The sequence below is a fragment of the Pseudoalteromonas sp. SG44-1 genome, from assembly GCF_014164315.1.
In the GTDB taxonomy this organism is placed as follows: Bacteria; Pseudomonadota; Gammaproteobacteria; order Enterobacterales; family Alteromonadaceae; genus Pseudoalteromonas; species Pseudoalteromonas rhizosphaerae.
The window spans coordinates 21,560-28,817 of the sequence record NZ_JACJEW010000050.1; the positions used below are offsets into that span (position 1 = coordinate 21,560).

General features: G+C 35.0%; 5 protein-coding genes and 1 pseudogene. All 6 read right to left on the reverse strand.

Annotation, left to right across the window (positions count from 1 at the left end; translation table 11 throughout):
- Positions 1 to 22: 22 nt before the first annotated feature.
- Positions 23 to 694 (reverse strand): hypothetical protein, encoded by a 672-nt coding sequence (locus H5187_RS18395; protein WP_182793976.1) that lies wholly within the window; start codon positions 692 to 694, stop codon positions 23 to 25.
- Positions 691 to 2,652, reverse strand: a complete 1,962-nt coding sequence (locus H5187_RS18400) for a hypothetical protein (RefSeq protein ID WP_182798139.1) — start codon at positions 2,650 to 2,652, stop codon at positions 691 to 693. Before H5187_RS18400 ends, H5187_RS18395 begins: the two co-directional genes overlap by 4 nt.
- Positions 2,645 to 4,858 (reverse strand): sugar kinase, encoded by a 2,214-nt coding sequence (locus H5187_RS18405; protein WP_182793972.1) that lies wholly within the window; start codon positions 4,856 to 4,858, stop codon positions 2,645 to 2,647. The genes H5187_RS18400 and H5187_RS18405 overlap by 8 nt, the downstream gene beginning before the upstream one ends.
- A 185-nt stretch (positions 4,859 to 5,043) precedes the next feature.
- Positions 5,044 to 5,478, reverse strand: coding sequence for a hypothetical protein (locus H5187_RS18410; protein ID WP_182793970.1), 435 nt, complete (start codon positions 5,476 to 5,478; stop codon positions 5,044 to 5,046).
- Positions 5,479 to 5,599: 121 nt separating this feature from the next.
- Entirely contained in the window at positions 5,600 to 6,760 is a 1,161-nt protein-coding gene (locus H5187_RS18415; RefSeq protein ID WP_182793968.1) for a restriction endonuclease subunit S, read from the reverse strand.
- Positions 6,757 to 7,137, reverse strand: a pseudogene (locus H5187_RS18420) (N-6 DNA methylase); the annotation flags it as partial. The pseudogene H5187_RS18420 and the gene H5187_RS18415, both read right to left, overlap by 4 nt.
- Between the last annotated feature and the right edge of the window lie 121 nt (positions 7,138 to 7,258).

The window sequence follows — 7,258 nt, forward strand, 5'->3', positions numbered from 1 at the left end:
AAACATGTGCTTTTCTGACCCTTTAATGGATCAGTATTTGAAACCAATAATAAGAGGTAGCAATTAAAGTTGATACCAACAAAACGAATGAGAATAAATTAATCTTTTTATTAATTTTAAATATTAAACCTTTAATTTCATCATTTTCACTAGTCAATTCGAGTATATTTTTCTCTTGCGCTACGATAATTTCAGCTGTTTTATTATTTGTTCCTTCTAATCCATACGCTAATGCATCAATCTTAGAATCTAAACAAGTATTTCTATCTAAAAGTTCTTTATGACGCTCATCTATCTTGTTACTAAAAGAAGTCAACATATCTTTAACGGCATCTCTTGAGCCTATTATTTCAGACACCGCACCTTCAATAGACTTATTAAAAACTAACAGCTGTTGTTCAACTCTATCTTTATTATCATTAATAATTCCAGCGCTATTTTTAGCCATATCGTTTAAAACTCGTTCTTCTAAACGTGAAATTTTTTTTGTTAATTGCTTTAATAACTCATCTTTATCTGCACTTACTAAATCAAGCTTCTCGTTAGCCTCTTCTAGAGCATCCCCTAAAGATAAAATGTCATTTTTTAAAATTTCCAAGTCATTAATAACAGGAGTAAGTGGTTGCCTAACAATCCTCCCCATTAATTCAGTAAGTTGTATTTCTTTATTATTAATTTCACTATTTTCAATCATAACTTAATCACTTTTTTTGCATGTAATAACTCTAACGAGTTTCTTTGACTACTTAGTTCACAGAATGAAACCAGCTGCATAAACGCATCACATTCATCACCTTCATTTAAAAATGCATCAATTTTTTCCGCTACTGAAGCCTGATATTCTTGTTTCAAAATATTAATAAAAGATTCAAATTTCTTTATATCCTCTCTCATTAATTTTTCGATATCTTTAGCGCTGTTCTCCAATTTATTTAATAAAATATTTTTTCCATGAGATTCTTTCTGTAGTTTTTTTTGTTCTTCTTCATTTATCAATATGCTCGTCTCAAGTTGGCTTTTTTTAAGATTAAGTTTACTGTTCAATGTTTCAATTGCTTTAATCCAAGACTTTCTCCACTGCGAAAGAATAAACTTTTCTGATTTACTCCTAGCCGTTTCTACTTTATTTTTATCATGGAGATAGTTTTTACTTGATAGGTATTTTTTTATAAAATATTTATCTAAATCTTTTTCTATCTGTCCAAAAATAGATCGAACCTCATCCTCAATCACGCTATAATTTGGCTCAACAAAAACTTTCTCAACCGCTCTCCAGTATAATTTATTTTTATCAATTAAAAATTGACTTAAATTTAATTCAACTGCTTTTAAATCATACTGGTAATTAACAATCAACTTTTCAAGAGTAGTAACACTTGCACCTTCTGATTTTTCATAAATTTTAGAATGACTATTAATTTTATTATCAGCCAATAAGTTATGAATATTACTTTCTATATTTTCATCTTTACCATATTCAATTAGAACCTTTAGTTTATTTAATTCCTCGAGCTCTTTGCTGTTTATTATTATATAATTTTGGACATCTTCATCAATAGCTTGAATCTCGCTGCTGATTATTTTTTCATCCTGTTTCAACCTCTCTAATTTCTTTTTATAAATATATTCTATCCTTACATGACTATCGAGCATATTACGAAGGCGACTGACAGGCGATACAGAAGCATGTATTTCATCAATTAATATTGCTCGAAGCCCATTAATTAATGGCTTTAATTTACTGTAGAGTAAAGGTTCCTGCTTTTCTAGATTCTGCCAACTATTTCCAAATTCAAGTGGGAAAAATAGGGTCTGATTTTTACCTTCATTACTTAGCTCACCAAAGCGCTGAATTTGCTCAATCAATCTCGCTCTAATAACACTGATATTAACTTCTTCTTTCTTACGAATTAGGTCTCTTATTGATTGGGCGGAGTAAGAAAATGTCGTTACTATACGAAAACGTCCAAGCATGGCTTGCCAATTATCTAGCCCCGGAAGACTCATAGCCTCTGAGTTTAAAAAACTCAAATCATCTCCCCTTCCAACTAATAAAATTAAATCAGCGAAAGGAAGATAAGCTTTAGCCATAGCATATACATGTTTTTGCTCTGTAGCATTCGCAGGATTATCACCGGGTAAGTCTAAAATACGAATATTGGTGTATTTTTTAGCAGTAATAGAAAAGAAACGTTTTGGTATATCAACAATGCACGGAGAATTGAAAGACTGAGTTTCATTTTCCATACTGTCTCTTAAGCAGCTTAGAGCTATGATCATATCGGACTCAGCAGCATAGAACTCTTTTTTAGAATTTATGGTTAAAGCCCAATTTTCACTTTTAGAACGACAATATTCCATAGTTGTTGCAGTAGCTGACTTCCCAGCTTCCCTTCCCCCCCTGAGCACATGGGAAACTGCACTTATTTGATCTGAATGAATACCGAGCAAATCAAGAAGAAGTGTCGTTTTTCCTACTTGAGTCTTGCCGTAAACAACTACAAAAGGCTCTACCTGCTTTCCTTTCATCGATAACGTTTTTTGAATATCGTGACTCATAGAGCTTATTAATCGCTCGTATGCATCAAACGCCCAGTCCAAATTAGATAGGTGCAACTCATACCAGTATTCAGTTAGCCAATCATTAATCATACTCAGCAGTGCACCCAACTAACAATGGGTTTAAGCCACTTGCTGAAGAATCAATTTCAGCTTTCAAATCATTTGATAAAACAATTACATCAGCTAAAGCCTTTGCTAATCTTTCTTTACGCATTAAGTTTTCATCTAAATGATAGCGTTGTCGTAAGGTATATACTAATCTAAATCTTACTGAGCGCATTACTTCATCAAAACTACTGCAAAAGTTTTCATAGTGAGAATCTGAGATTGCATTAAGCAAAGAGTGCGCTTGAATACTTAACTGTTGCTCTTGTTTTCTAAGCCCTGTTACTGCTTTGGTTGTCACATAGCAAGCTGCAACAAAGGCAGTAACGGCAATGGCAGCAGGGTGAAGCATAACAGGGGGCGAACTGCCGCCCCCAGTCTCACTTGTAGATTCTCCACTGGTAGAATCATCACTCGAACTGGTCTCAGATTCTTTGTTTTTAGTATGGCCAAAAAGTGTACCCAATATATCAGAATCACCATCACTAATCACATCTACAGCTAATAAAGCAGCAACGGCTTTAAGAGCATCTCTCCCCGTATTTACGCCTTTGTTAATAGCATCAACACTCTGTTCTATTAACTCACCATTATGGTCCATCTTTAATTTAAGTTCATCAGCTAACAACTTTGGTACAGAGTAAGACAACCTTGCATATTCAAGGGATATAGTAGGTATCAACCTTACACTTTCTACTAGTTGTTTACTTGTTTCGACAATGGTATTAGAGTTAGGATTCAGTACTATTTTGATATCGTTCTTTATTTCCTCACTTAATTTTGTAAACTGAATCGGCTTACCTGATTTGCCAACATAACCAAGTTCAATAAGTTTTTTAGTGTTCTCTAATTTAGGATTTTCATTTTTACTTAGCTCTGTATCAGAATCGTTCACAGGCCCTAATTTTTCTAAAGTCAAGCCCGTTAATTGATTAGCATAATCAGAAAGAAAGTTGTTTCCTTCTTGTTGCCAAGCGTCTTCAACAGTTTGCTTTATTTTTGTCTTTTTTTCAGTTGTACTTTTAAGTGAACTAGTAATAAAATTTTTTAAGCCTTCATGCTCTAAAGATAATTTTTCGTCTAACTTCTTAGACGCATTTATCCGGTTCCGATCAACATGCGCTTTTGCAATTTTTTTATGCTCTTCTCTCAATAATGTAACAGAGTCATCAAATTCATCTAGAAGATCTTCACATATTAATGCACTCTCTGTTGCTTCAGAACTCTTGAAGATAAGTCTAGTCTTAGATCTAATACTAGTTAGAACTTTAGTTAAATCTCGACCGATTAAGTGTGCAAGGTTATTAATTTGAAAAACACGATTCGATTGCCCAGTATAATTTAGTTCATCAATCATGCTTTGTAATTTTGGCATCCACTCTTCAAAGTAATCAGAATCATCTGTTCCCGTTAATATGATCTGCTTATCAATTCGGCTCTCATCTATTTTGAAAGTGTTCATCGCACTATTTTTTAACTGATTTTGGCGATCTAAGTCATTTTTGTATGACTCCGTTTTAGATATAACAACACAAGGTTCGCAATGCTTTAATTCATTTGCAAGCATATCCTTTGTAATATCAAGCTGTTGTTGATTTGCCATTCTTGTTTCGTCTGTAACAACTATACAACCACCTGCAGCTATCATTGCTTGACGCATTAACTCTTGCCAATCTTTATTATCTCGATCTTGTTTTTCATAGCCAGGTAAAAGTAGCCAAGCCTGATTTTCCCTTTTAAAAAAACGTTTTGGTACTTTTAAGACAGGGAGTAAATCTTCTGCTGAAGGGTCTGTTATAACTTGATTAAAGTTTTCAACATCAATAGTTACATCTTTTACTATTAACTGATTTCCAGTATCACCGCTTTGTAAACGCCGTACATAGCCCTTCGGTGCATTTACTTCATTAGTTTCAATAATCAAAACGGGCAATTTTTCACCGCGCCCTTCGTTGCCTTGTAGCCAATCTCCACAGTCATAAATTTTAGACATTAAAGTTGTTTTACCTGCCCCTTGCGAGCCACCAACTGCAATTATCCACTCATTGCCTAATATTTCAGCTAACAGTAACCGACGTATCACAGCTAATAATTTTTTATCTATTTCTTCATTGGCGAGTACATTGCATGCCCCCCGTAATCTGCGTAAAGCACTATTAAGCTCTTTTAAAAAAACCTCTGGTGATTCCATGTCCACAATCCTAATCTTATAAATATGTATATTTTTTATATAAAGTAATAATAACTTAAGCGAATATCTTCAAACCGTAAATATATTATCATACATCCAATAAAGCGATTTCATCTCCCAAAATGGTTTATCATTTTCTGCTTAGATTGGTTAAAAATAAGTTTGTGCCGTTGCTTTCAAAACGCTTATTTCAAACCAGATAAAAATAGCCATGGTGTGGCGGTTTTTCTTGCTGGTGCAAAGTCTTCACCCATTGCTACAAAGTGCTCAAATACAATATCTACGGGCTTTCGTACTTTATTAAACAACTGCAACTGTGAAGGTTTAATGTTTTTACTCAGTTCAATTTTAAGCTCACTACATAACTCGTTTACAAGCTCGTTTAACTCTATTTCAGAGGTGAGATTATTTAGTGCGTATATTAAATAATCCTTCTTTTTGGTTAACACATCTCTAAAGGTATGTGATGCGCCTAAGCAATTATTATTTTTACGATGAAAGCCGCGATAGGTATTTGAGCCTAAGCTTTTTAACACCAACTCCTCGTAGCTGAGTAATGGCGTAGGTGTTAAAAACACCGTATCGCCCACTTCGTTCATGCGTTTTACTTGTGCCTGCATTTTTTATTTATCCTTTCCATGCTAAATAAGCGGTTTGTTTTAAATGCTTGGTCTCATTTTTGTTTTTATTTAATTTACGTTCGGTCATTTAACATCCTTGTTCTTATTTTTATAAATAGCGTTATAGCTGGCCTGCAAAGGCTTTTTGGCTTAGTGAGTTAAATTCTTGCTCACTCAATCCATCACTTGCTTTGACCTTATTCAAAATAGCCCTTACAGAAATATATACTTCTTTGAACTTTTCTTGAGTATTTATATCAGGTAAAGGAACTTTTACATCTTTGATTTTCGCTAATGTGAGCCTTGTAATAGCTGCGCCTGCCATATTCGCAGTTAAAACTAATTTTGTTCTTGGATGATTCAAAAACATACATAAAAACTCTGAGTTAACTAATTCAAAATTTGGCTTTAAGAGAGCCAAACTGGAAAGCATACTGAACTCAAAGTCATATTCATTTATTGCTGCAAGGCCCGTCGTTGCACCATCTTTAATATAGAGAACATCATTTTTTTCAGGGTTGCACCTAGAGAATATTTTTTTATGTTCTTCTTCCGACACGTACCAAGGTTTAGCATGAAACTCTAACCCTGTTTTCTTCAAATGTTTTGCTGTTACGTAAGGGAAGCCTTTTTCAACTATAGGTGGTGAGTGATGAGTGCCATCTGTAATTTTTCGGCACAAAGAGGCGAGAGATCTCAATTCCCACCCCTTCGGATTTGTAACAGGATCGCCGAACATATCTAGGAATACGCTGCGTAGGAAGTCGTCGGCGAGTTGGATGGCTTGTTGGCGTTTGCGGCGGATGGTGTCGGCTTTATCTAAAATCGCGGCGATTCGTTTTTGCTCGTGTAGTGGTGGGAGCAACATGGGATAGCTTTTTAATGCATCCATATCAATACCACTTTGGCCAGCTGTTCTTTGCGATAAACCATCTATAAGCCTAAATAAAGTATCTTGTCTCAGAAAATAAAACAGATAGTCTCTATCGACGCTCTCACTTGGCTCAGCTTTCATTAATGCAACATTATACGCTCCCTCTAACCCTCGAAGTATTTGAAATACTGGGGGCCCATATCGTCCAATCATGATATCTTTTTTAGAACAGAATTTTTTGGTTGATGATTCTGGTATAAACGTTAAATTATTATCAGATTTATAATCTCTAATTTGTAATAGACGAATATAACCTTCCATTGGCTCATATTTAAACGTTGATTTTGGGGGCTGTGACCCACCAATAAACTTAACTACATCACCCAACTTCACCAAAGGCCAACTCACAACATCCCCTCCAGCTCTTTTAAATCAGCCAGTATTTCGTTTTCCAAACTCACTAGCTTACCTAAAATCTCTTTTGGCGGATCGTAGCTTTCTTCCTCGTACACCACTTCTTTATAGCGGTTGATTGAAAGGTCATATTTATTGCTGGCTATGTCATCTTTACTCACCCAGAAATGCTTTTTCTTACCTGATATAACGCGATCGTTTTTATCACTTGTCGCCAGTGCTTTATCACGGGCTTTAAATTCGCTGATTAGGCTTGGTAAATCGTTAGCTTTTATTGGGGTGCGTTTGTCATCTAAGCTAAAACCGTCGGCTTGTACGTCGTAAAACCATACGTGGTCGGTGCTGCCGCCTTTGGTAAATATGAGTATTGCATATTCTCACCAGCTTTGATCACCCAATGGCATTAACTTTGATCGCTTATTCTCATTAAGCTTTGATCACGAAAATTACGCGATAATGATCACTTTTGTGTTCTTAATGATTTTGCCGATC

Coding starts and splice junctions, on each gene's coding strand:
- H5187_RS18410 (WP_182793970.1), bottom strand. CDS start 5,478: ATGCAGGCACAAGTAAAACGCATGAACGAAGTGGGCGATACGGTGTTT.
- H5187_RS18395 (WP_182793976.1), bottom strand. CDS start 694: ATGATTGAAAATAGTGAAATTAATAATAAAGAAATACAACTTACTGAA.
- H5187_RS18405 (WP_182793972.1), bottom strand. CDS start 4,858: ATGGAATCACCAGAGGTTTTTTTAAAAGAGCTTAATAGTGCTTTACGC.
- H5187_RS18400 (WP_182798139.1), bottom strand. CDS start 2,652: ATGATTAATGATTGGCTAACTGAATACTGGTATGAGTTGCACCTATCT.